The organism is Mycobacterium sp. 1482292.6 (genome assembly GCF_001672995.1).
Taxonomy (GTDB): domain Bacteria; phylum Actinomycetota; class Actinomycetes; order Mycobacteriales; family Mycobacteriaceae; genus Mycobacterium; species Mycobacterium europaeum_A.
Genome location: NZ_LZKV01000201.1, coordinates 1 through 22,964 on the forward strand (window position 1 = coordinate 1; position 22,964 = coordinate 22,964).

Consider the following 22,964-nt stretch of genomic DNA (forward strand, 5'->3'; position numbering starts at 1 on the left):
GCGGTACTTCTCCCTTGACGACGACCGGTTCAGCGATCTGCTGCTGGCGGTGAACGAGGCGATCGCCAACGCCGCGGAATTCGCCTACGTCGACGCCGCCCAGCGCGGCACGCTCGACGTGCGGGCAGCCTACGACGCGAATGCCGACACCCTCGCGGTGACCGTCGACGACCGCGGCGTTGGCGATCGCCTCGTTCACCGCCAGCAGCAGATCGCTGAACCGGTCGTCGTCAAGGGAGAAGTACCGCTCGAGCCACGCCGCGAATTCGGCGCGGGTGCGGGCCGCGCTGCGCGCGTCGGCGACCACACGCGTCCGTACGAAGCGGGATCGGTCATCGATGTTGGACACGTTCTGCGGCTGGTCAGCGCGTCCCGTCATTCCCAGTTGCATTGCCACCCTGTCGACGCTCACTCACCAGCGATGCCGCTCAGCGCTCCGTCCAGACTGCTGTAGAGCGAGAGCACGCTGTCGATACCCATGAGTTTGATCGGCCTGCTGGTGGCCGAGCCATTGGCGACCACCGCGAACTGCGTCGGCGGCTCGAGCTCGGCCTGCGCGGAAACCAGGACCGTCATCCCGGCCGACGCCAGAAAACCGACTTTGGACAGATCGACGATCAAGGCCGCGGGCTTGGTCGCCAGCGCGGTCTGGATCGCGTCGGCCAGCAGCGGCGAGCTGAGCATGTCGACTTCGCCGGAGACGCTGAGCACGACCGCCTGGTCTACCTGGTGTTTGCCCACTTCAAAAGCGGTTGGATCGACTAAGTCGCCGGTTTGTTCGCCCATGGTCTATCACTCACATTCGGTCCCTTGCGGGACACCGCTAGCCTTCTGAACAGCCACTGCCGTATCCGGGGGCTGTTTATTCAACCCCGCGGGAACACGCTTGCCTACGGAGGAGACGCACCCCGTCGATCTGCGCTGGTAAATGCAGATACAGCTACAAGTGTTTAGTCAATGGTAGGACACGCGGCGTACCACGCTCAAAACGCTGAACGATTTCGGGCGCCGCGACGTAGTCCGGATGTGCGTGACGGCCAGCCTAGAAGTTGCACGGGCCAACGGCCCGTGCGTGAATTGCTTCCACCTGCTTCGCTCTCGCCCCGCGTGGCGTGGCCTGCAGAAATGGGAAGGACGGTCGGCCGTGGAACCCGGTGATCGCGGCGGCGAGCAACACAGCGGCGAGCGGCCCGACGATCCCGGAGAAGACCCGCGCGCGGCGTCGACTTCCGGTGCGCTGAACCGACGGCGCGCACTGCTCGGCATGGGCGCGGTAGCCGGCGCCGCCGCGGTCGACGTCGGTGGCTTCGCCTATGCCGGTGCCTGGCTACGGCCCGGCGCGCTGACGCCGCCCCGATTCACCGATCGCTTCGAGCACGTCTATGGCCGCCACGCCGGGTTCCGGCGAAACCACGCCAAAGGGCTCAGCGCCACCGGCACGTTCGTCAGCACCGGGGCGGCAGCGGGGATCTGCCAGGCCGCGGTCTTCGCGCCCGGAAGCGTTCCCCTGATCGGCCGGTTCTCTCTGTCCGGTGGGTTGCCCGACCAGGCCGACAAGCTCGACACCGTGCGCGGGCTGGGGCTGCTGTTCGACGGGCCCGCCGGGCGGCAGTGGCGCACCGCGATGATCAACCTCCCGGTCTTCCCGGACAGCACCCCGCAGGGGTTTTACGACCGGTTGCTGGCGTCCAAGCCGCTGCCCGGCACGAGCAAGCCCGACCCGCAGCAGATGGCCGCGTTCCTGCAACGCCATCCCGAGACCGCCGCGGCCATGCGGATCATCAAGCAGGCGCCGCCGAGCACGGGATTCGCCGACAGCGCCTTCCATGCGCTTAACGCCTTTCGGTTCACCAACGGCGCCGGCGCGACGGTGCCGGTGCGCTGGTCGGCGATTCCCCAGCAAGGCGCCGACGTGGCGGCCCTGCCCGCCGGGCCGCCGGCCAAGGACTACCTGTTCGACGCCCTCATCCGGACGCTGGCGCGCACCCCGCTGACCTGGCGGCTGATGCTCACCGTCGGCGAGCCGGGGGACCCGACCAACGACGCCACAAAACCGTGGCCGCCGGGACGGCGCACCATCGACGCCGGCACCATCACCATCTCCGCGGTCCAGACGGAGGACGCCGGCAACGCGCGCGATATCAACTTCGACCCGCTGGTGCTGCCGGACGGCATCACCGCCTCCGACGACCCGCTGCTCGCGGCGCGCTCGGCGGTGTACGCCCGTTCATTCGGTCGCCGCGCCGGTGAGCCCAAAACGCCCAGCGCAGTCGGCGTCGAAGCGGTCCTGCAATGACTGAGGCGACCGTCGCGCCGCGGTTCACCCTGCTTTCGCGCGTCCTGCACTGGCTGATGGCCCCGATGGTGATCGCGCAGTTGCTCATCGGCGTGACCATGGTCGCCGCCCTGGGCCTGTACCCACGACTGCTGGCCATCCACCGGCCGCTGGGCCTGCTGATCCTGGCCTTCGCCCTGGTCCGGCTGGTGAACCGGCTCAGGCACCGGCCACCGCCGTTTTTGGCCACCATGAGCAAGACCGAACGCCGCGTCGCGACGGGATCGGAGTACCTGCTCTACGCCCTGCTGCTCGTGCAGCCCCTGACCGGGTGGGCCATGCTGTCGTCGGCGCGCTTCCCGATCACCCTGCTCGGGCCCGTCGCGCTGCCCGGCATCGCACCGCACAACGTCGACGTCTTCGCGGTCCTGCGCGAGTGCCACGGCGCCTTCGCGCTCCTGCTTTTCCTCGCGTTTACCGCCCACATGACGGCGGTACTCTTCCACACGCTCGTCTTGCGCGACCGGCTCCTCGACCGCATGGCGGTGTGGCGCAGCAAGCCGCCACCCCGCAGCCAGACCGAGGCGCAGACCGACGTCGCAGTCTGACGACCTGCCTGCTCGGGCCCAAAGTGGCCGAATATGATCGGCACGATTCGGACTTGAGCGCGCGGTCACCGGCCGTGGGCGCCGTGCCCGTGAGGGCCATGAGGAACTGGGAGAGTTCAATGTCGAACCAGCAGCAAGCGGAGCGGATGACGGCGGGCAAAGGATTCATCGCGGCGCTCGACCAGAGCGGCGGTTCGACGCCCAAGGCGCTGCGCCTCTACGGCATCCAGGACGACGCCTACTCCTCCGAGAAGGAGATGTTCGACCTCATTCACCAGATGCGCTCGCGGATCATCACGTCCCCGGCGTTCACCGGTGACCGGGTGCTGGCCGCGATCCTGTTCGAGCAGACCATGGACCGCGAGATCGCGGGCAAGCCGTCGACCACCTACCTGTGGGAGACCAAGGGCGTGGTGCCGATCCTCAAGATCGACAAGGGCCTGGCCGACGCGTCCGACGACGTCCAGCTGATGAAGCCGATCCCGGGCCTCGACGAACTGCTGGACCGGGCCGCCGGCCTGGGCGTCTTCGGGACCAAAGAGCGGTCGGTGATCGGCGGTGCCAACCCCAAGGGCATCGCGGCGGTGATCGCCCAGCAGTTCGAGCTGGGCCATCAGGTGCTCTCGCACGGTCTGGTGCCCATCATCGAGCCCGAGGTCACCATCTCGATTTCGGACAAGGCCGAGGCCGAGGGCATCCTGCGCGACGAGATCACCAAGCAGCTCGACTCCGTGCCGGACGGTCAGCGCGTGATGCTCAAGCTGAGCCTGCCCACCGAGGTCAACTTCTACCGTCCTCTGATCGAGCACCCGAAGGTGATGCGGGTGGTCGCCCTGTCCGGCGGTTACTCCCGCGAGGAAGCCAACGACCTGCTGGCCAAGAACACCGGGCTGATCGCCAGCTTCAGCCGCGCGCTGACCGAGGGCCTGACCGTCGACCAGTCCGACGAGCAGTTCAACGCCACCCTGGACAAGGCGATCCAGTCCATCTACGACGCTTCGGTGGCCGGCTGAACCTTCCTGCGGGCCCTCGGTCCTGGTAGTAGCGGGACCACCCGAACGGCGCCCATCGGCGCTAGGGTCACTTCATGCGCGATCAGCAAGCGCTGGCGACGTTCCTGCGGGCACGGCGCGGCTTGTTGAAGCCCGCCGATGTCGGCCTTGTCGGGGGTGAACGCCGGCGGGTGGCCGGCTTGCGCCGCGAGGAAGTCGCGATGCTGGCCGGCATCAGCGCCGAGTACTACCTGCGGCTGGAGCAGGGGCGCGAGCGGCAGCCTTCAGACCAGGTCCTCGAGGGGCTCGCCAGCGCGCTGCAACTCAACGACGATGCCGCCGAATACATGCGGACCCTCACCCATCCCGCCCCCCGCCGACGGCGTCCGGCGGCAGCGAAGGTGGACCCTAGCCTGCAGGGGCTGCTCGACACCTGGCATCTGACTCCCGCTTATGTGCAGGACCGTCATATGAACATCCTGCTGGGCAACTCGATGGCGCGGGCGCTCATTCCGTACTTCGCGCCGGGCTCCAATCATCTGCGGTTCATCTTCTTGGACCCCGAGTTGCGCAAGTGGCTTCGTAACTGGGACGAGGTCGCCGGCATTCTGGTGTCCTGGTTGCGCTTCAACATCGCCGAGGAGAGTCCCGGCGATCCGGAACTGCAAAAGCTGATCGGCGAGTTGAGCATCGCCAGTCACGACTTCCGCACGCTGTGGGCCCGCCAGGACGTCAAACAGAAGACCAGTGGCATGGGGCTGATAAATCACCCGCAGGTGGGCCCGCTCGACCTGCATTACCGCGCCTTCGTTCTTCCCGAAACACGGCAGGCGCTGGTCACCTACTACGCGGAAGCCGGTTCACCGTCGGAAGAGCGGCTGCGTCTGCTCTCCAGCCTCGCGCAGCCCACGACGTAAGCCCTGGGCGCCATGCGCTCCGTAGCGCGCGCCAATTGAACTGCAGCGCGGACTATCTCGCTTCACGTCGCCGCGCTGCCTAGCCGCCGCGCTACCAGGAACGACGGGGCCTGGATGCGCCCTGGAGCACCCGACATGCTGATTGCAACAAACCGACGGCCAAGGAGCAATCGACGGTGGGCATGGCATCTGCAGAAACCAATTCGGCGGCGGCGCAGGACTTTCAGGCGCGGGTGCGGGCAAATCAGCAGCGCCTCACGGGCGAGCTGAAACCGTGTTACGACTTCATCGTGTGCGGAGCCGGGTCGTCGGGTTCGGTCGTCGCGGGACGCCTGGCCGAGAATCCGGAGGTCAGTGTGCTTTTGGTGGAGGCGGGCGGCGATGACGACATACCGGCCGTCACCCAGGCCAACCAGTGGCCCTACAACCTCGGCAGTGAACGCGATTGGGGCTTTCGTGCCGTACCGAACCCGCACATCAACGGGCGGTCCATTCCGATGTCGATGGGCAAGGTGCTGGGTGGGGGATCCAGCATCAACGTCATGTGCTGGGCGCGCGGCCACAAGAACGACTGGGACTTCTTCGCCGACCAAGCCGGGGATCCGGACTGGGGCTACGACGCAGTTCTCGACATCTATCGCCGCATCGAAGACTGGCATGGCCCCGCCGATCCCGCCTACCGGGGCACCGGTGGACCGGTGTTCGTGCAGCCCGCTCCCGAACCGAGCCCGCTGGCACCGGCCACGCTATTGGCCGCGCGTTCGATCGGGATTCCCACTTTCGAAAATCCCAACGGGCGCATGATGGAAGGGCCCGGCGGGGCGGCCATTGAAGATATCCGCGCGCGCAACGGCAAGCGGGAGTCGATATTTCGTTCCTACACGTATCCGCTCATGGATCGGCCCAACCTGACGGTGCTCACCGAGGCCCTCGTGACCCGGGTGGTCTTCGATGCGAACCGCGCTACCGGGGTCCAGATCCGGTATCGCGGGTCGACGCTCGTCGTCGACGCCGAGTGCGAGGTGGTGCTGTCCCTGGGGGCCATCCATACCCCGAAGGTGTTGATGCAATCGGGGATCGGCGACGAGGGACAGCTGCACGCCTTCGGAATCCCTGTGCGCCAGCATCTTCCGGGTGTGGGCCGCAACTTCCAGGACCATGTGGCTATCCACTGCGTGTGGCAGGACCGGGTGCCGCTGCCGCCGCGCAACACCATGTCGGAGGCGACGGTGTATTGGACCATGTCGGATGCCGAGACGCCGGACGTGTTCATCTGCCAGGCCGAGGTGCCGATCGGCACCGACGAGACGATTGCCAGATTCGGCCTCCCACAGTCCGGTTGGACGCTGTTCGCCGGTGTGGCACACCCGAGGAGTCGTGGACACCTCCGGCTGACCGGACCACACCCGGATGATCCGATCCGCATCCACGCCAATACTTTTGGTGATCCCGACGACCTCAAGGCGGCGTTAGCCGCGGTGGAGTTGTGCCGCGAACTCGGGAACTCGCAGGCCCTGTGCCCGTTCGTCAGCCGGGAGGTGACACCCGGCAACCTGAAGGGCCGTGACCTCGAGGGCTTCGTCCGCGACGCCGCGACTAGTTACTGGCATCAGAACGGTACGGCCAAGATGGGCCGCGATTCGGATGCCGTCGTCGACGCATCACTGCGCGTCTACGGGATCGAGAAGCTGCGCGTCGCCGACGCGTCGGTGATGCCGGGAATCACCACCGGCAACACCATGGCGCCCAGCGTGATCATCGGCGAGCGCGCCGCCGCGATGCTCGTCGCGGACCACTCCTAGTAGCGGTGCCGGGCCATGCGCGGGGGCCCGGAGTCACCGTCGTCGGAGACCAGTGCGGGCACCATCTCGCTGGTCACCAGGCCCTCGTGTCGGGTCGCTTCGTCGATGACGGCGAAGGATTCGGCGATGTTGGCCGGCGTGTCGATCACCACGGTGACGACGGGAACCCGGCGGGTCAACGAGAACAATCCGTCACCGTGGGGCGGGTGGTCGCCGTGGAACCCCCAGATGCCGCGCAGCACGGTCGCGCCGTCGACGGTCTTGGCTTGGCGCAGCCGCTGGACGATCGCGCGGTGTATCGGCACACCCGCATGGTGCGCCGATTCCGAGGTGTAGATCGTCAGCTGCTGGAACAGCGGCAGGCCGCGCTCGTCGACGCCGGGCAGGGCGTGCGGCCGCTCCAGAAACCGGCCGTCGCGCTTGCACACCCGGACCCGTTCGACGGTGAACAGCGGCCTGCGCAGCAGTTGGCCGAGCTCCGGTAGCACCCGACCGATGCGCTCGCCGGAGCCGACGACCACGATCATCATCGGCACATCGGCGTTGCGGCCAAAGAAGTTCGCGCGCTGGCGTTCTCCGTGTGCGACGCCGTCCACCCCGAGCAACACCGTGGCGCCGGCCAGGCCGCGCCGGTGCATCAAGTCGCACAGCGCGATGTAGGCGGGCGAGCCGTCGACGCGCTGCTTGCGCCCGACGTAGATCGTCAACTTGACGGCGTCGTGCAGATCCTCGGGTAGCCGCGGTGACCCGATGTCGTCGTGCAGCAGCCGAGCACGTTCCAGGGTCACCAGGCCTCGCTGCTTGACGCTCAGCACCGGGTCGAGCAGCGCCTCGATCTTCGCTCGCGTGTCGACCGCGATGATCGCCACGGGCGGGTCCTCGGACAACGTCAGCGACTCGTCGGTGCGCAGATAGTGACCGGTGCCGAACCCGCCGATGCCGCGCAGCAGGACGCCGCAGGCGATTCGGTGCCGCGCGTACAGGCCGAGCAGCACATCGGAGACGAAACTGTCCCCGGTCCGCCTGCGCTCGGCCAGATAGGTGGTGAGCTTCAGGCAATCGTCGTCCATCGCCGCTCCCGTCGCCCTTGCGCCGAGCCTACCGTTCGCAGACGTCAAGCGTCGCAGCGGTGTTCGGTGTGACCTCCTCAGCGCAGCTGCTCGGTGGGCACGCCGTAGCGGTCCTGGTAGGCGCTCACTCGCTCACGCACTTCGACGGCGTCCAGCCCGGTGTCCGCCCAGGTGTATCGGCTGCGCCCGCCGTCCGAGGGGTGGGAGGCGAGGAAGTCGCGCATCTTCTGCTCGGCATCGGGGCGCAGCTCGCGGTCCATCCGCTGGTAGATGTCCTTGATCGTGGTCCAGGGGTCGTTCATGAAGTCGGCGAACTGCACGTCGATCACCCGGTCCGCGGGCACGGCGCCGCTGTCCCGCAAGGCCATCTCGCGCTCCAGGCCGACGATGATCTCCTCGTAGGACTGGGCCGCGCACTCGGTGATGCTGGATTCGTCGCTGCACATCCGGCGCAGGTGATGGGTGAGCGCGGCGATCGACGATATGACGTTGAGTGGGTCGCGGTGGGTCTGCACGATCAACGCGTCCGGGTATTCGGCCAGCAAGACGTCCAGCTGCCACAGGTGGGCGGGCGACTTCAACAGCCACTGACCGGACACACCGGATTGCAAGTGCTGCAGGAAGATTCGGTGGAAGCGATAGGCGCCGGCATGGTCGGCTTCGTACATCAGCCAACGGTAGTAGCTCGGCAGCCGATACTGCACCGAGAAGATCATGCTGACGAACTCGGCCGCGGTGATGCGCACACACTCCTGGCCGACCAGCGCTCCCATCGGGTGAAAGGCCAAGAACCCCGGCATGATCTGTTCGGAAAGGTCGATGCCGGCCTGGGTCTGGGCGATGCGGGGATCGCTGTGATAGGTCTCGGGCTGCGGCACCGGACAGGGCTCGTCGACCTCCCACGTCAGCGGCGCGCGCAGCTCGGGATCCTGGGCGAGCAGGTCGTAGAGAATCGTGGTGCCGGTGCGCGGCTGGCCGACGATGAAGATCGGCGCCTTGACCTCCTCGCGGGAGACCTCGGGATGTTCTTTGCGCCAAGCGATTACGCCGAGCCGGTTCTTCAGCGCCCGCATCAGGTCAAGGTGGGCGATCTCGACACCGATGTCGGATAGCCGGGCGTCGTTGATCAGCCCGTCGGTCACCCGGTGCAATCCGGGCCGCCAACCCTCGTCGCCGAAGTCGTCGCTGCCGACTTCGTCGCAGGCGGCGGCGATCAATCGTTCCGGAGCGAAGCGGTCCTGCAATGTCATTTCCGCTCCTCGGCCTCGCGCACGGCCACGGTGACCTCGGGCGGGCTCGGATTGTCCAGCCAGCGCACGACGATGAAGCCGCGATGCCGGCCACCGGTGTCGAGCCAGTGGCCAAACCCGAAGTCTTCGGCCGCGATTGCGATCCGCACCCGCCCGTCGGCGTTGGGCTGGACGCCGCGGTTGGTCACCGAGCTGTGCCGGCGATGCGGCTCCAGGCATTCGTGCCAAATGCTTTCCAGCGTGACGTTCCAGTACCGGGTGTCGGGCGCGACGATGTCCAGGACGAGGGCCTGACCGGGTTCGAGCCGAAAGGTGCCCATCATGTACAGGTTGTCCGGCGTGGTGTCGGCCGCACCCAGGTCGGCGGCTTGGGCGGTCAGCAACGTATTTGGCGTGTGCAGGAGTTCCGGCTTGATGGTGCGGTGCAGGGTCGCGAGTTTCATCAGCGACCATGCCATCGCGGTGAATTGGTCGGCGAGCCCGTCGTCGGTCAGCGTCGGCACGGGCCCGGGGTCCAGCGCCTCGATCCGCAGCGTCGCCAATTCCTCGTTCGACCGGTCACCGATGTATTCCCGGACGACCACCGACGAGGCGTCGTCGGGGATCTTCACCCACTGAGCGCCGGCCAGATCGGCGGGTTCGTCGGCCGCGAGCACGAGCGTGAACTCACCGGAGTCGAGCGCCAGGTCGACGTCGCTCAGGTAGGCCGCCATCCGCCGCGGGGTGAGTCCGGTCCCGGCCAGGATCTGGAATCCCAGGTAAGCGCTGGAGCCGCGGGTGCCGGTGATGCGGTAGCGGCGGTCGCCGCGAATCATCGCCAGGTAATACTTGCCGTCCGGGTTGGGGCCCCCGACCATCCGGTTCTCCGAGCACATATCGAAGAATGACGGCCGCTCGGGGTCGGATTCGACCGTCATCTGCGCGCACAGCGCTGACACCCGGGCGACCACGCGCAGTCCCTCGGCCAGTTCCCGCGCCGACTCGGCATCCTCGGTCACGATCTTGGTGACGTCGGCCAGCATCTGCTGGAAGAACTCCCACGCGGCGCGCGCCTTAGGGGCCGGCTGATCGGACGAAGCGGTGATCTGAGACATCGTCTCATGCTAAGACTATGTCTTACGATTGTGGGGACGATTCGCAGGAAACAGGGTGGGGACATGTCAAGTGCAGCGTCCGCCACGCCGTCGCTGGCCCAGCGCAAGCGTGCGGCGATGCGCCAGCGCATCGCCACGGCGGCCGCCCAGCTGGTCGCCAGCCGGGGTCTGGCGGGGGCCACGGTGGACCGCATCGCCGACACCGCCGACATTGGCCGGGCAACGTTCTTCCGCTACTTCAATTCCAAAGAAGATGCCGTCGCCGAGGGCATGAACGCCCACTGGCTGGACCGGATCACCGCCGCGCTGGCCGCCCAACCACCGCAGCTGACCGCCATCGAAGCGGTAGCCGGCGCCTTCGGTGAGCTCGCCCGTGGCTTCGCCGAGATCGAAACGCAGATCCGCGAATTGGCCACGCTGACAAGGTCATCCGACACGCTGGACGCGTGGACGCTGCATATCTATGTGCGCTATGAGCTGGCGATCGCCGAGCTCATCGCGCCCCGCATGCCCAACCTGACCCCGCAGGACCCGCGGCCACGCCTGATCGGGGCGCTGGCGATGGCGGCGGTGCGCGTCGCGCTGGACGACTGGCTGAGCCACGGGGGTTCGTTGCCCGACCGGGTGCGTCGGGGCCTGGCCGCGGTGTCGGTCGGCTGACGCGCGACGGTCAGGCGACGGTGAGCGCCTCCACGATGAGCCGGGTGGTCCGTTCGGCGCGGCGGCGCGAGTAGGGCTGCGCGCCGGAAAGGATCGGGTACACCACCCCACCGACGATGGCATCCGCAGCCGATTCCGCGGTGGCCTCGTCGATGCCGTCGGCCCGGAGCCGGGCCCGCACGCTGTCGTGTAGCGGCGCACTGAATCCGGCGCGCAGCTTGACGGCGGTGTCCTCGTGTTCCATGCAGGCCACCGTCAGCGTGCGCAGCATGGCCGAACCGCGCGGCGTCGTCAGGCTGGCGAACAACTTGCCCACCCAGCCCACCAGGTCGGCGGCCAGGTTGCCACTGTGGTTGACCGACGCGAGCAATTTGTCGGCATCTTCGAGCATCACGTCGGCGACCAGCGCGGGGCGAGTGGGCCACCATCGATAGATGGTCTGCTTGCCCACGCCGGCGCGCGCGGCGACCGCCTCGATGGTCAGCCCGTCGAAGCCGCGCTCGAGTAGCAGTTCTCGCGTGGCGGTGACGATCGCCGTGCGCGACTTCTCGCTGCGTCTGCGAGGCGAGCCCGCCGCCGTGTTCACCGCGTCGAGATCGGTTGGCATCTGGTGGTCCTCGCTTCTGCGAACTCAGATCGAACGCCCCTCGCGGGGATCGGTGCGCTTTACATATCCCGATTCGCCCCGGTAGTCTGCCACAAGACGAGACGGTCCGTCTTGTAACGAAAGGATAGCAGTCGGTGCGGCCAACGCCAGTTATCTCTCGGCCGTCCTCGTGAGTCTGGGACTGAGTCCGGAGCAGCAGGAGCTCAGCGACGCCGTCGGACAATTCGCCGCCCGGCATGCCCCCATCGCCACCACGCGTGACAGCTTCGGCGACCTCGCGGCCGGACGAGTCCCCGAATGGTGGGATGCTCTGGTTGCCAACGGGTTCCACGCCGTGCATCTGCCCGAAGACCTCGGCGGCCAAGGCGGGGAACTGATCGACGCCGCATGCGTTCTGGAATCGGCGGGCATTTCGCTGCTCCCCGGCCCGCTGCTGCCGACGGTCAGCGCCGGAGCCGCCACACTGCTCGCCGATCCGACGCCGAGCGCCCAGTCATTCCTTCGGGACCTGGCAGCCGGCGCCACCGCGGCGATCGTGCTACCCGGGGACGGCTTCTCGGCGCGCCTCGACGGCGGCAACTGGCGGATCAGCGGAGCTTCACCCGTCACCCTCGGGGTGTGCGCGGCGCGAACGATCCTGCTTGGGGCCCATACCGATGACGGCGACGTAGTCTGGGCGCTGGTGGACACCGAAACCCCCACGGCCACAGTCGAACCCGTAACGGGCACCGACCTCGTCGCCGACGCCGGCATCCTGCGGCTCGACGACCACAGCGTCACCGACACCGAGGTGCTTACCGGCCTCGACACCGAGCGTGCCCGCTGTGTGGTCGTGGGGCTCGTCGCCAGCACGACCGCCGGCATCGTTGCGTGGTGCCTGCGGACCGTCACCGCACACCTGCGCATCCGCGAGCAGTTCGGCAAGGTGATCGGCACGTTTCAGGCCTTGCAGCACAACGCGGCGATGCTGTTGGTGAGCAGCGAGTTGGCCACCGCGGCGGCCTGGGACGCGGTCCGCGCCGTCGGCGAATCACTCGACCAGCATCGGATCGCCGCGGCCGGCGCGGCCGTGATCGCGATCTCGCCCGCGCCGGACCTGGTGCTCGACGCGTTGACGATGCTCGGCGCCATCGGTTTCACCTGGGAACACGACGTGCACCTGTACTGGCGACGAGCCATCAGCCTGGCGGGATCGATCGGCCCGGCGAATCGCTGGGCGCGACGGCTGGGGGAGCTGACATGCACCCAGACGCGCGACATGTCGGTCAATCTCGGCGATGCGGAGGCCGAATTCCGTTCCTGGGTGGCCGAAACGCTGGATGCGGCCCTGCAGTTGAGCAACGACAAACCCGCACCGCACGGTGACTACGCCGACCAGGCCTCGGGGCCACAGCGCACGTTGCTCTCCGACGCCGGTCTGATTGTGCCGCACTGGCCGGCGCCGTGGGGCGTGGATGCGGGCCCGTTGAAGCAGCTCATCATCGACGAGGAGTTCGCCAAGCGGCCCGGGCTAGTTCGGCCGTCGCTGAACATCGCCGAGTGGATCCTGCCCTCGGTGCTGGCCGCCGCGCCAAAAGGGTTGCAGGAGAGGTTGATTCCGCCGACCCAGCGCGGTGACATTCATTGGTGCCAACTGTTCAGCGAGCCAGGGGCCGGTTCGGACCTCGCGTCGCTGGCCACCCGGGCCACCAAGGTCGACGGCGGCTGGCGGATCAACGGCCACAAGATCTGGACGTCGCTGGCCCAATACGCCGACCTGGGTGCACTGCTCGCCCGCACCGACCCCGAAGCCAGCAAGCACCGCGGCATCGGCTATTTCATCCTCGATATGCGTTCCCCCGGGGTCGAGATCCAGCCGATCAAGACGGCGACCGGGCAGGCGCACTTCAACGAGGTGTTCCTCAACGACGTCTTCGTCCCCGACGAGATGCTGCTGGGCGGACCCACCGACGGCTGGAGCCTCGCGATCGCCACGATGGCCGAAGAGCGCACGGCCATCAGCGGATACGTCAAGTTCGACCGGGCCGTCGCCCTGCGCCGGCTGGCCGCGCAACCCGGACCCGATCGGGACGACGCGTTGCGCGAGCTCGGCGAACTCGACGCCTACACCAATGCGATCAGGGCGCTCGGGGTGCGGGAAACAATTCGGCTGCTCGACGGCCAGGCGTCCGGCCCGGCGTCCAGCATCGCCAAGGTCGCGATGAATGTGCTGCTGCGCCGCACCTTCCAGGCCACGCTGCAGCTGACCGGGCAGGTCGCGATGGTCGACGACCCCGACGCCGCGGTCGTGGAACCCTACCTGCACCTGCCGGCCGAGCTGATCGGAGGCGGGACGAGGGAGATCCAGCTGAACATCATCGCGCAGATGATCCTCGGACTACCCCGAAAGTAAGGCACAGCATGGGATTACGCGGAGAAGCCGCGATCGTCGGATACGTCGAGCTGCCGCCCGAGCGGCTCAACAAGGCCTCGCCCGCGCCGTTCGTCCTCGAGCAGTGGGCGGAGCTGGGCGCCGCCGCGCTCGAGGATGCCGGCCTGCCGGGAGATGTCGTCAACGGCATCGTGGCGTCGCACCTGGCCGAGTCGGAGATCTTCGTCCCCTCCACGATCGCCGAATACCTCGGTGTGGGAGCGAGATTCGCCGAGCACGTCGATCTGGGCGGGGCCAGCGCCGCGGCCATGGTGTGGCGCGCGGCCGCGGCCGTCGAGCTGGGGATCTGCGACGCGGTGCTGTGCGCGCTGCCCGCCCGCTACATCACGCCGTCGTCCAAGAAGAAGCCCCGGCCCATGGTCGACGCCATGTTCTTCGGTTCGTCGAGCAACCAATACGGCTCGCCCCAAGCCGAATTCGAGATCCCCTACGGCAACCTCGGCCAGAACGGACCGTACGGCCAGGTGGCGCAGCGCTACGCCGCGGTCTACGGCTACGACGAGCGTGCGATGGCCAAGATCGTCGTCGATCAGCGCGTCAACGCCAATCACACCGACGGCGCGATCTGGAAGGATAAGCCGCTGACCGTCGACGACGTGCTCGCCAGCCCGGTCATCGCCGACCCGCTGCACATGCTCGAGATCGTCATGCCCTGCGTCGGGGGCGCCGCGGTCGTCGTCGCCAGCGCCGACGTCACCAGGCGGTCGCGCAATCGCCCGGTGTGGATCAAGGGATTCGGCGAACACGTGCCGTTCAAGACCCCGACGTACGCCGAGGATCTGCTGCACACTCCGATCGCCGCCGCGGCGGACACCGCGTTCGCCATGACCGAGCTGAGCCGCGAACAGATGGACATGGTGTCGATCTATGACTGTTACACCATCACCGTGCTGCTCTCCCTGGAAGATGCCGGCTTCTGCGAAAAGGGCAAGGGCATGGAATTCGTCGCCAACCACGACCTGACCTTCCGCGGCGATTTCCCACTCAACACCGCGGGCGGGCAATTGGGCTTCGGCCAAGCGGGATTGGCCGGCGGAATGCACCACGTCTGCGACGCCACCCGCCAGATCATGGGCCGCGCGGGCGCCGCGCAGATCGCCGACTGCAACCGGGCGTTCGTGTCCGGCAACGGGGGCATCCTGTCCGAGCAGACGACGCTGATCCTGCAAGGGGACTGAGGAGATGAATTTCGAACGGCCCATGCCCGTCAAAACGCCCACCAGCGCGCCGTTTTGGGATGCGCTCGGCGAGCATCGCATTGTCATTCAGTATTCGCCGTCGCTACAGGCCTATGTGTTCTACCCGCGAGTGCGCGCGCCGCGCACCCTGGCCGACGACCTGGAATGGCGCGAGATTTCCGGGATGGGGACGCTGTACTCCTACACCGTCGCGCACCGGCCGGTCAGCCCGCATTTCGCCGATGCCGTGCCCCAGTTGCTCGCCATCGTCGAATGGGACGAGGGCCCAAGGTTTTCCACCGAGATGGTCAACGTCGACCCGGCCCGCCTCAGGGTCGGAATGCGGGTGAGGCCGGTGTTCTGCGACTACCCGGAGCACGACGTCACGCTGCTGCGTTACGAGCCCGCCGACTGAGTCAGGTCGACGACCGCACCACGAGGTGGGCGATGTCGGTCAGCTCCGGAGACGGTGGGGCGGGATGGCCCAGCCGCTCGAATACGGCGGCAAGGGCGGCGTCGGCGACCGCGCAGGGATCGAATTGCACAGTGGTCAGCGGCGGAGTGCTCACCATGCCCATCGGGCTGGCGTCGACGCCCATCACGGCGAGGTCCCCGGGACAGCGCAGCCGTGCTTGGTGGATACCGTAGAGGACCAGGCAGGCGATCTCGTCGCTCTGGGCGCATACCGCGGTCACCCCCTCGCCCACCCAGGCGCTGACCACGTCGGCGGCGTTGTCCAGGGTGACCTCGTCGACGCGCACCGGCGGCAGGTCGCGCGACTGCGCCGCGCGTGACACACCCTCGAACCAGTAGTCACCCAGCGGGCGCCACCGGGCAATCCCGGTGTAGGCGAACGCGATTCGGCGATGACCACGCTCGACCAGGTGCTCGACGCGCATCTCGCCCACCGACAGGTGCGGGTTCTTGAGCGCGGGCAATGTCCCGATCTCGATATGGGGGATACCCGCCTTCGTCACCGCTTGACGGGCGGCCGCACTCAACGGGAACAGGCTGGTGATCGCGACCGGGTCGAGATTTTCGATCGCGTCGACCAGATGCTGGTCGTCGTCGGTCTCGAAGATCTGCACCTGAAGAAAACCCTCGCGGGCCAGTGCGGTGGTCATGTGACTGCCGGCCTGCATCGGCATCTCGCCCACGGCCACGTGCGGGACCACGTAGAGCACCACACCGCTTTTGCCGCGCGCCAGGTTGCGGGCGGCGAGATTGGGCCGGTATCCCAGCAGTTTGGCCGCACGGTACACCGCATCGCGGGTTTCGGGGGAGATGCGCCGGCCCTGCGCGTTGTTCAGCACATAACTGACCGTGGCGGTCGACACGCTGGCCAACCGGGCCACGTCGGCGGTGGTCGGACGCGCAGCCTTATTGTTGCTCAACTTCCGTCACCTTCCCGGCCGGTCATGCCCCATCGTGGCACGCGGCGGCAAAGCGCATCGCGCGATGCCGCGTGGGGAGTTCGCACGCAGCGCCACCGCTTGGACTAATAGTCTTTATGCGAAGACCGAACGGCAATGATCTGTCAGCGATGAACCGGTACCGCCGCATGCCGACCTGGGGTTGGGACAGCCGCGATTCGCGTGGAAACCGCGGCGACCCGCACCTGACGCCGCGGTTGACACTGTGACTCACACCATTGTCTACTAGTCGCTGATGATCCGATCGAGGAGCGCGGCATGAACAAGGACGATCTGATCCTGATCAGCGTGGACGACCACATCGCCGAGCCCGCTGACATGTTCGACGCCCACGTTCCCGCCGCCTATAAGGACCGAGCCCCGCGGGTGGTTCTCGAGCCCGACGGCATCCAGCAGTGGTACTACGGTGAGATCCGCGGACGCAACATGGGGCTGAACGCCGTCGCGGGAAAACCGCGCGAGATGTACAACATCGACGCCTCACGCTACGACGAGATGCGGCCGGGCTGCTTCAACGTCGACGAGCGGGTGCGGGACATGAATGCCGGCGGCCAGCTGGCGGGGCTGAACTTCCCGAACTTCACCGGCTTTTCCGGCCAGGTCCTCAACCAGGGCCCCGACCGCGACACGAACCTGGTGATGATCAAGGCCTACAACGACTGGCACGTCGACGAATGGTGCGGGGCCTACCCGGGCCGGTTCATCCCGTGCGGCATCCTGCCGTTGTTCGACGTGATCGAGGCCGCCAAGGAAGTCAAGCGCCTCGCCGGCAAGGGCTGCCACGCGGTCACCTTCTCGGAGAACCCAGAAGCCTTGCAAATGCCCAGCATTCACACCAAATACTGGTACCCGTTGTTCGAGGCCGTTTGCGAACACAACACGGTGCTGTGCACCCATGTGGGGTCCGCGTCGCGCTCTCCCCAGGTGTCGACGGACGCCCCGCCCAGCGTGCAGATGACGGCCTCGTCGATGATGAGCATGTTCACCTTCACCGAGCTCATCTGGGCGCAGTTCTGGGCCGACTTCCCGCAACTGAAGTTCTCGCTGACCGAGGGCGACGTCGGCTGGATACCGTACTTCCTCTGGCGGGCCGAACACGTCTACAACCGTCACTCGGGGTGGACGCTGGCGACCTTCCCACCCGGATACGACGGACCCACCGATGTGTTCAAGCGGCACTTCTACACCTGCTTCATCAGCGACAAGGTGGGCGTGCAGAACATGAACTGGTTCAACGAGGACATGCTGTGCTGGGAGTCCGACTTCCCGCATTCGGACAGCAACTGGCCCTTCGCCCCAGAGGACGTCATCGCCACCATGGGCCACCTCGACGACACGGTCATCGACAAGATCACCCACCAAAACGCCATGGCCGCATACTCATTCGATCCGTTCCGGTACATCCCGAAAGACCACGCCCGGGCCGGCTACCTACGCGCGCAGGCCACCGACGTCGATGTGGTCACCCACGTCGGCCGCCAAGCCAGCCAGCGCGACCGTGACGCGTGGACGCGGATGACCCAGTTCGCGCTGCAGGCGCAGGCCTCCGCGCAGGCGCCGGTCACGGTCGAGGCGTCCGGAATCGCTGGACGCGCGACCACCCTGGGCAACTGAGCGTGGGGGCCGAGGCGCCGTTCGCGGGCTGGCGCGTGCTGGAGTTGTGCAACGGCCTGCCGGCGTCATACTGCGGCAAGATGTTCGCCGATGCCGGCGCCGAGCTGGTGAAAGTCGAGTCACCGCAGGGAGATGCGCTGCGCCAGTGGTCGGCCGGCGGACCGCCCGGAGCGTTGTTCGACTATCTGGCCGCGGGCAAGAAGTCGGTGGTCGATCACGGCCAGCCCGAGATCACCTCGCTGCTGGCCGGCGCCGACCTGGTGATCACCGACCTCACCGGCGGGCGGACGCTCGACGACATCACCGCCCACACCGCCGCGGCGGCCGTGGTCGTGGCGGTGACGCCGTTCGGCACCACCGGCCCCTACGTCGAAAACCAGCTGGCCGCCAACGAATTCATCCTGCAAGCGCTGTGCGGATCGATCGCGGGTCGTGGCTGGCCCGACGACGAGCCGGTGCAGGCGGGCGGCCGGCTCGGCGAGTGGCTGGCGGGCACGTTCGCCGCGGCCGCGGCGGCGGCAACGACCCGGCATGCGGCCCGAAGCGGACGCGGACACATCATCGATGTCTCGACGTACGAGGCCATGGCGATCGCCATGGGGGGTTTGTCCGCGATGTCGGCCAGCGTGCTGGGCGCCGATTCGCTGCTGCACGAACGAAGTTTGGAGCTGCCGTCGATCGTCCCGACGGCCGACGGCATGGTCGGTTTCTGCACCATCACCGCACAGCAGTTCCAGGACTTCCTGGTGATGATCGAGCGCGCCGATCTGGTCGGCGACGCCGAACTGGCCTCGTTCGCCGGCCGGGTCGAGCGCCGCGACGAGTTCCTGGGCATGGTCACCGAATGGACCGCGCGCCGAACCACCCAGGAGATCATCGATCTGGCGGTGGCGTTCCGGATTCCAGTCGCCCCCATCGCGACGCCGGAGACGCTCCCCGAGATCGACCACTTCCGCGAACGCGGCGTGTTCGTCGAGTCGCCGACCGGGGCGCTGGCGCCCCGCGTGCCGTACCGCAGCGACGCGATGGGGACCCGTGGGCCTGCGGAACCGCCGCGACTCGGCGCCGATAACGGGCGGGTCCAGTGGCCGGCGCGGCCCCAACCACCCCGCAGCGCCGATCCGGACGCGCTGCCGCTGTCCGACATCCGGGTCACCGACTTCACCGCGTTCTGGGCGGGCCCGGTCGCCACCCAGCTGCTCGGCGCCCTGGGGGCGGACGTGATCAAGGTCGAGGGCGTGCGCCGGCCCGACGGCATGAGGTTCTCGGCCGGGCGCCCACCGGACTGGGACCACTGGTGGGAGTGGGGCCCGGTCTTCTTGTGCAGCAACAACAACAAGCGGGGCGTCAGCATCGAACTCGGCACCGACACCGGGCGAGAGCTGGCGCTCGGGCTCATCGCCGCGAGCGATCTGGTCGTCGAGAACTTCTCACCCCGGGTGATGGCGAACTTCGGCCTGGAATGGGATGCGGTGCGTGCCGCGAATCCGCGGGCGATCCTGGTCCGCATGCCCGCGTTCGGCCTCGACGGTCCGTGGCGCGATCGCGTCGGCTTCGCCCAGACGATGGAGCAGGCCACCGGCATGGCATGGGTGACCGGGCACGCCGACGGCCCGCCGGTGATCCCGCGGGGCGTGTGCGATCCGATCGCCGGGTTGCACGCCGCCTTCGCCGCCGTCGCGGGGCTGGTGATCCGTGACCGGCGGGGCGCCGGAATGCAGGTGGAAGCGACCATGGTCGAGGCCGCGCTCAACGTGGCGGCCGAAATGCTGGTCGAATACTCCCGAAATGGAATCGCGCTGTGCCGCAACGGTAACCGCGGCCCGGGCGCCAACCCCCAGGGAGTCTACCGGTGTCGTGGTGACGACGACTGGGTCGCGCTGGCCGCACTCGACGGTGCCGCGCGAGCGTCGTTGGCCGGCCTCCTCGGCCAGCCAGGGCTTCAGGATGCCGACTGGGCCGAGCGTGTCGACGACATCGACAAGCTGATCTCCGCCTGGGCCGCGGGGCATTCCGTCACCGAGGCGGCCGCCGCGCTGCGGGCCGCCGGTGTAGCCGCCGCGCCCGTCACACCCGCCGCGGCGCTGCTGACCGATCCGCAGTTGCAGGCCCGGGGCTTCTGGGAGACGGTCGACCATCCCGTCGCCGGCTCCTTCCTTTGCACCGGAATGCCTTTCGCGTTCCTCGGCATGCCGCGGCACTGGATCCGGCGGGTACCGCCGCTCTACGGCCAGCACACCGGCGAGGTGCTGACCGGCCTGTTGGGGTTAAGTGAGCACGACCTGGACGCATTGCGCCGGTCGGGAACCATCAGCGCCCGGCCGGCGGGTCTGTGACATGGCGATCAGCCTGTGCGTGCCGCCCCGCGCCGGAGAGCTGTGTGCACCGGTGCGCTTCCTGGTCCGCCAGGATTCCGTGGTGATGGAACTGACCGCGCGCCACCGCATCACCAGCGTCGAATGGGACGACGGCGAGCGCGCGGTCGCGATGGTCGTCGAAATCACCGATCCGCAGACGGCGCGGCCGGTGGACGTGCGAATCGATGTCGTGGAGCAGGGCGCAGTGCCCGTCAACTCACGGGCCACGACGATCGGCACCATCACGCGCGGCGGGCGTGAATACGACGTCATGGGAACGTATTTGGGAGTTGTCGCGGATGAGAACTAGCCTGACCACGCGCACTGCGGCGATCGTCGGAGTGCACAACACCCGGCAGGGGAGACGGCTGGACGGCGAAACCTCACGCGGACTGGCGATCAAGGCGATCCTCGGCGCGCTCGACGATGCCGGCCTGACCCTCGACGACGTCGACGGCATCAGCGCCGGCCCGGACTCGACCTCGTTGATCTACGACCTGCGCATCGGGCCGGCCTGGCAGGGCCTGGCCTTTGGGGTCGGCATGATCACCGAGGCGGTCACCGCGATCGAGCACGGCATGGCCGAGGTGGTGGTGTTGGTCGCCGCCCAGGCCGGCGAATACCGGGACCACGAAGCCACGGCGCCCTGGACCCGGCCGGAGAACGAATTCGTCGCCCCCTGGGGCATGTTCACCACCGCCGAATTCGCGCTCATCGCGCGGCGCCACATGCATGCGTATGGCACCACGCGCGAACAACTTTCGTTGGTTGCGGCGACCATCCGCAACAACGGCTCACGCAATCCCGAAGCCGTGTACTACGACCGCGGGCCGTTCAGCCCGGAGGACATCACCGCCTCGCGGCCCATCGCCGACCCGTTCCACCTCCTGGATTGCGCCACCACCTCCGAAGGAGGGTGTGCGCTCGTCGTGGCCAACATCGACGCCGTCGACGTTGCGGGCCGGCCCATCTACGTGTTGGGCAGCGGCGCGGACTTTCACGGCCCGTCGTATCAGCACCCGCCCGCATACGACCTGGCCGGCCGGCGCGGCGACCATGTCAACGGCGTGGTGGGCCGGCGCGCGGCCGAGTGCGCATTCACACACGCCGGCTTGCGCCGCGACGACGTCGACGTGCTGGAACTCTACGACCCGTTCTCCTTCGAAATCATCCGTCAACTCGAGGCTTTCGGCTTCTGCGACGACGGCGAGGGCGGTCCGTTCGTGGCCGACGGCCACATCGCCATCGGCGGCAGCCACCCGATCACCACCGACGGCGGCACCATGTCGTTCAGCCATGCCGGCGCCAATCCGCAGATGATGCAGCGGGCGATCCGCGCGGTACAGCAGCTGCGCGGGCAGGCCGGCGCCCTTCAGGTCCCCGACGCGCACATCGCGCTGTGCAGCAACGGGGGAGCGGGGGCCCTGTTCACCACCGTGCTGATTCTGGGAGACCAACCACGATGACTTCGGATCACTTGCGGCCCCAAGTCGGGCCCGTCCCGCACGCGAGCAGCCACGTCAGCCGCCCGTTCTGGGAGGGATGCCGCTCTCACGAGCTGCGCTACCAGCGTTGCGCGGCGTGCGGATTGGCGAACTTCCCGCCGACCGAGCAGTGCCGCCAATGCCTCTCGCAGGACGTCGCCTGGCAGCGGGGCAGCGGCCGCGGCGAGATCTACAGCTGGACAGTCGTATACCGGCCCGTGACACCGGAATTCGAACCGCCCTACGCGCCGGCGATCATCACCCTGGACGAGGGCTACCAGATGCTGACCAATGTCGTCGGCGTGCCACCGGAGGACCTGGCGGTCGGCCTGCCGGTGCGCGTGCAGTTCCACCCCACCGGGCCCGACGTGACGCTGCCGTACTTCGCCGCCGCGGAAACCGGCAGTTCGTGAGCCCGAGAACCAGCAACGGCCTGCCGGTCACCGCCTACCTGGTGTTGGGGGTGCTGGCCGCCAACGACGAGCAACTCACCGCCGGCGAGATCAAGATGCGCGCCGAATTATCGGTCGGGCACTTCTATTGGTCACCGTCGGTCAGTCACGTGCGGCGCGAACTGACCCGCCTGCTGCAGCGGGGCATGGTCAGCGAGATCGGCGCGCAATCCGGCAAGCGCGCCATCACCCTGTACGAGACCACTGACGCCGGCCGCGACGCGCTGCGCCGCTGGGTGCAGCACTTCCCGGGCCCCGACCGCGTGGTCATCAAGCACCCCGTCATCCTCAAAACGTGGCTGGCGCGCGGCCAGGATCCCGAACACGTCGTCGACACCTTGGACCGGCACCTGGACGCGACCCGCGCCCGGTTGGACGAGGCACTGTGGTCGCGGCAGCGGTCGGCCGAACTCGGCATCACCGAGGACCCCGAGCAGCGGTACTCCTTCGCGGTTTTGGATTACGCCATCCGCGGGCTGTACGCCGAAATCTCCAACATCACCCAGCTGCGCGACGAGATCGCCGCCGGCACAACCCGGGACCCGGTCAAACGGGTGCGACGGTCGAAGGGTCAGATCCGGCGCCGGGTACCGAGGAGCCCGGCTTAGGCGATGGTGGCGACCCGCCGCGCCCGGCTCCGCCGCCCTTGCGATCGCCACTAGCCGATGGTGGCGACCCGCCGCGCCCGGCTCCGCCGCCCTTGCGATCGCCACTAGTCGATGGTGGCGACCCGCCGCGCC

The 22,964-nt window shown here is 67.9% G+C and carries 21 protein-coding genes and 2 pseudogenes; 16 read left to right on the forward strand and 7 right to left on the reverse strand.

The window, feature by feature from the left end; genetic code table 11:
• Positions 1–49: 49 nt before the first annotated feature.
• A pseudogene (locus A5624_RS29575) lies at positions 50–151 on the forward strand (ATP-binding protein); the annotation flags it as partial.
• 21 nt (positions 152–172) lie between these two features.
• Here the strand turns inward: A5624_RS29575 and A5624_RS29580 are convergent.
• Together A5624_RS29580 and A5624_RS19985 are read right to left on the reverse strand one after the other, a co-directional pair.
• Positions 173–349: pseudogene (locus A5624_RS29580) on the reverse strand (ATP-binding protein); the annotation flags it as partial.
• Positions 350–408: 59 nt separating this feature from the next.
• Positions 409–786 (reverse strand): STAS domain-containing protein, encoded by a 378-nt coding sequence (locus A5624_RS19985; protein WP_066869897.1) that lies wholly within the window; start codon positions 784–786, stop codon positions 409–411.
• Between the two features lie 358 nt (positions 787–1,144).
• On the opposite strand from A5624_RS19985, the gene A5624_RS19990 reads away from it, so the two are divergent.
• The 5 genes from A5624_RS19990 to A5624_RS20010 all read left to right on the forward strand — a co-directional run bounded on the left by A5624_RS19990 (position 1,145) and on the right by A5624_RS20010 (position 6,594).
• A complete protein-coding gene (locus A5624_RS19990) occupies positions 1,145–2,296 on the forward strand; it encodes a catalase family peroxidase (protein ID WP_369827503.1) in 1,152 nt (383 codons plus the stop codon).
• Entirely contained in the window at positions 2,293–2,883 is a 591-nt protein-coding gene (locus A5624_RS19995; protein WP_066869900.1) for a cytochrome b, read from the forward strand. Before A5624_RS19990 ends, A5624_RS19995 begins: the two co-directional genes overlap by 4 nt.
• Positions 2,884–3,002: 119 nt before the next feature.
• The gene (locus A5624_RS20000; protein ID WP_066869952.1) at positions 3,003–3,896 is read left to right on the forward strand and encodes a fructose bisphosphate aldolase; all 894 of its coding nucleotides are present in this window, start codon (positions 3,003–3,005) and stop codon (positions 3,894–3,896) included.
• A gap of 74 nt (positions 3,897–3,970) precedes the next feature.
• A complete protein-coding gene (locus tag A5624_RS20005; RefSeq protein WP_066869903.1) occupies positions 3,971–4,792 on the forward strand; it encodes a helix-turn-helix domain-containing protein in 822 nt (273 codons plus the stop codon).
• 182 nt (positions 4,793–4,974) lie between these two features.
• Positions 4,975–6,594 (forward strand): GMC family oxidoreductase, encoded by a 1,620-nt coding sequence (locus tag A5624_RS20010; RefSeq protein ID WP_082990618.1) that lies wholly within the window; start codon positions 4,975–4,977, stop codon positions 6,592–6,594.
• Here the strand turns inward: A5624_RS20010 and A5624_RS20015 are convergent.
• The 3 genes from A5624_RS20015 to A5624_RS20025 all read right to left on the reverse strand — a co-directional run bounded on the left by A5624_RS20015 (position 6,591) and on the right by A5624_RS20025 (position 10,008).
• The gene (locus tag A5624_RS20015; protein ID WP_066869907.1) at positions 6,591–7,664 is read right to left on the reverse strand and encodes a DUF190 domain-containing protein; all 1,074 of its coding nucleotides are present in this window, start codon (positions 7,662–7,664) and stop codon (positions 6,591–6,593) included. The genes A5624_RS20010 and A5624_RS20015 overlap by 4 nt on opposite strands.
• Positions 7,665–7,741: 77 nt before the next feature.
• Positions 7,742–8,914 (reverse strand): sulfotransferase, encoded by a 1,173-nt coding sequence (locus A5624_RS20020; protein WP_066869910.1) that lies wholly within the window; start codon positions 8,912–8,914, stop codon positions 7,742–7,744.
• Entirely contained in the window at positions 8,911–10,008 is a 1,098-nt protein-coding gene (locus A5624_RS20025) for a DUF1214 domain-containing protein (protein WP_066869913.1), read from the reverse strand. Before A5624_RS20025 ends, A5624_RS20020 begins: the two co-directional genes overlap by 4 nt.
• A 63-nt stretch (positions 10,009–10,071) precedes the next feature.
• Here A5624_RS20025 and A5624_RS20030 point away from each other — a divergent pair, with 63 nt between their 5' ends.
• On the forward strand, positions 10,072–10,668 hold the full coding sequence (locus tag A5624_RS20030) for a TetR family transcriptional regulator (RefSeq protein WP_066869916.1): 597 nt from the start codon (positions 10,072–10,074) through the stop codon (positions 10,666–10,668).
• Positions 10,669–10,678: 10 nt separating this feature from the next.
• Here the strand turns inward: A5624_RS20030 and A5624_RS20035 are convergent, their stop codons facing one another.
• Entirely contained in the window at positions 10,679–11,275 is a 597-nt protein-coding gene (locus A5624_RS20035; protein ID WP_066869919.1) for a TetR/AcrR family transcriptional regulator, read from the reverse strand.
• Between the two features lie 169 nt (positions 11,276–11,444).
• On the opposite strand from A5624_RS20035, the gene A5624_RS20040 reads away from it, so the two are divergent.
• The 3 genes from A5624_RS20040 to A5624_RS20050 are packed head-to-tail and all read left to right on the forward strand — an operon-like array spanning position 11,445 to position 15,299.
• Positions 11,445–13,667, forward strand: a complete 2,223-nt coding sequence (locus A5624_RS20040; protein WP_066869922.1) for an acyl-CoA dehydrogenase — start codon at positions 11,445–11,447, stop codon at positions 13,665–13,667.
• An 8-nt stretch (positions 13,668–13,675) separates the two neighbouring features.
• The gene (locus tag A5624_RS20045; RefSeq protein ID WP_066869925.1) at positions 13,676–14,884 is read left to right on the forward strand and encodes a thiolase family protein; all 1,209 of its coding nucleotides are present in this window, start codon (positions 13,676–13,678) and stop codon (positions 14,882–14,884) included.
• A gap of 4 nt (positions 14,885–14,888) precedes the next feature.
• Complete coding sequence (locus A5624_RS20050) at positions 14,889–15,299, forward strand: Zn-ribbon domain-containing OB-fold protein (RefSeq protein ID WP_066869928.1); 411 nt, start codon at positions 14,889–14,891, stop codon at positions 15,297–15,299.
• A 1-nt stretch (position 15,300) separates the two neighbouring features.
• On the opposite strand, the gene A5624_RS20055 is transcribed toward A5624_RS20050, so the two are convergent.
• Positions 15,301–16,278: a LacI family DNA-binding transcriptional regulator gene (locus A5624_RS20055; RefSeq protein ID WP_156749100.1), complete on the reverse strand. Its 978-nt coding sequence runs from the start codon at positions 16,276–16,278 to the stop codon at positions 15,301–15,303.
• Positions 16,279–16,575: 297 nt separating this feature from the next.
• Here A5624_RS20055 and A5624_RS20060 point away from each other — a divergent pair, with 297 nt between their 5' ends.
• The 6 genes from A5624_RS20060 to A5624_RS20085 are packed head-to-tail and all read left to right on the forward strand — an operon-like array spanning position 16,576 to position 22,832.
• Entirely contained in the window at positions 16,576–17,931 is a 1,356-nt protein-coding gene (locus A5624_RS20060; RefSeq protein WP_066869931.1) for an amidohydrolase family protein, read from the forward strand.
• A gap of 2 nt (positions 17,932–17,933) precedes the next feature.
• Positions 17,934–20,267 carry a CoA transferase gene (locus A5624_RS20065; protein WP_066869934.1) on the forward strand — a complete coding sequence of 778 codons (2,334 nt, stop codon included), beginning with the start codon at positions 17,934–17,936 and terminating at the stop codon, positions 20,265–20,267.
• Position 20,268: 1 nt separating this feature from the next.
• Positions 20,269–20,598 (forward strand): hypothetical protein, encoded by a 330-nt coding sequence (locus A5624_RS20070; protein WP_066869937.1) that lies wholly within the window; start codon positions 20,269–20,271, stop codon positions 20,596–20,598.
• Positions 20,588–21,754, forward strand: a complete 1,167-nt coding sequence (locus A5624_RS20075) for a thiolase family protein (RefSeq protein ID WP_066869940.1) — start codon at positions 20,588–20,590, stop codon at positions 21,752–21,754. Before A5624_RS20070 ends, A5624_RS20075 begins: the two co-directional genes overlap by 11 nt.
• Entirely contained in the window at positions 21,751–22,185 is a 435-nt protein-coding gene (locus A5624_RS20080; protein ID WP_066869944.1) for a Zn-ribbon domain-containing OB-fold protein, read from the forward strand. The genes A5624_RS20075 and A5624_RS20080 overlap by 4 nt, the downstream gene beginning before the upstream one ends.
• Positions 22,182–22,832 (forward strand): PadR family transcriptional regulator, encoded by a 651-nt coding sequence (locus A5624_RS20085; protein ID WP_066869946.1) that lies wholly within the window; start codon positions 22,182–22,184, stop codon positions 22,830–22,832. Before A5624_RS20080 ends, A5624_RS20085 begins: the two co-directional genes overlap by 4 nt.
• Positions 22,833–22,964: the final 132 nt, after the last annotated feature.

Coding starts and splice junctions, on each gene's coding strand:
- A5624_RS20000 (WP_066869952.1), top strand. CDS start 3,003: ATGTCGAACCAGCAGCAAGCGGAGCGGATGACGGCGGGCAAAGGATTC.
- A5624_RS19985 (WP_066869897.1), bottom strand. CDS start 786: ATGGGCGAACAAACCGGCGACTTAGTCGATCCAACCGCTTTTGAAGTG.
- A5624_RS20050 (WP_066869928.1), top strand. CDS start 14,889: ATGAATTTCGAACGGCCCATGCCCGTCAAAACGCCCACCAGCGCGCCG.
- A5624_RS20035 (WP_066869919.1), bottom strand. CDS start 11,275: ATGCCAACCGATCTCGACGCGGTGAACACGGCGGCGGGCTCGCCTCGC.
- A5624_RS20015 (WP_066869907.1), bottom strand. CDS start 7,664: ATGGACGACGATTGCCTGAAGCTCACCACCTATCTGGCCGAGCGCAGG.
- A5624_RS20010 (WP_082990618.1), top strand. CDS start 4,975: ATGGCATCTGCAGAAACCAATTCGGCGGCGGCGCAGGACTTTCAGGCG.
- A5624_RS20020 (WP_066869910.1), bottom strand. CDS start 8,914: ATGACATTGCAGGACCGCTTCGCTCCGGAACGATTGATCGCCGCCGCC.
- A5624_RS20005 (WP_066869903.1), top strand. CDS start 3,971: ATGCGCGATCAGCAAGCGCTGGCGACGTTCCTGCGGGCACGGCGCGGC.
- A5624_RS20070 (WP_066869937.1), top strand. CDS start 20,269: ATGGCGATCAGCCTGTGCGTGCCGCCCCGCGCCGGAGAGCTGTGTGCA.
- A5624_RS20080 (WP_066869944.1), top strand. CDS start 21,751: ATGACTTCGGATCACTTGCGGCCCCAAGTCGGGCCCGTCCCGCACGCG.
- A5624_RS20045 (WP_066869925.1), top strand. CDS start 13,676: ATGGGATTACGCGGAGAAGCCGCGATCGTCGGATACGTCGAGCTGCCG.
- A5624_RS20060 (WP_066869931.1), top strand. CDS start 16,576: ATGAACAAGGACGATCTGATCCTGATCAGCGTGGACGACCACATCGCC.
- A5624_RS20025 (WP_066869913.1), bottom strand. CDS start 10,008: ATGTCTCAGATCACCGCTTCGTCCGATCAGCCGGCCCCTAAGGCGCGC.
- A5624_RS20075 (WP_066869940.1), top strand. CDS start 20,588: ATGAGAACTAGCCTGACCACGCGCACTGCGGCGATCGTCGGAGTGCAC.
- A5624_RS19995 (WP_066869900.1), top strand. CDS start 2,293: ATGACTGAGGCGACCGTCGCGCCGCGGTTCACCCTGCTTTCGCGCGTC.
- A5624_RS20030 (WP_066869916.1), top strand. CDS start 10,072: ATGTCAAGTGCAGCGTCCGCCACGCCGTCGCTGGCCCAGCGCAAGCGT.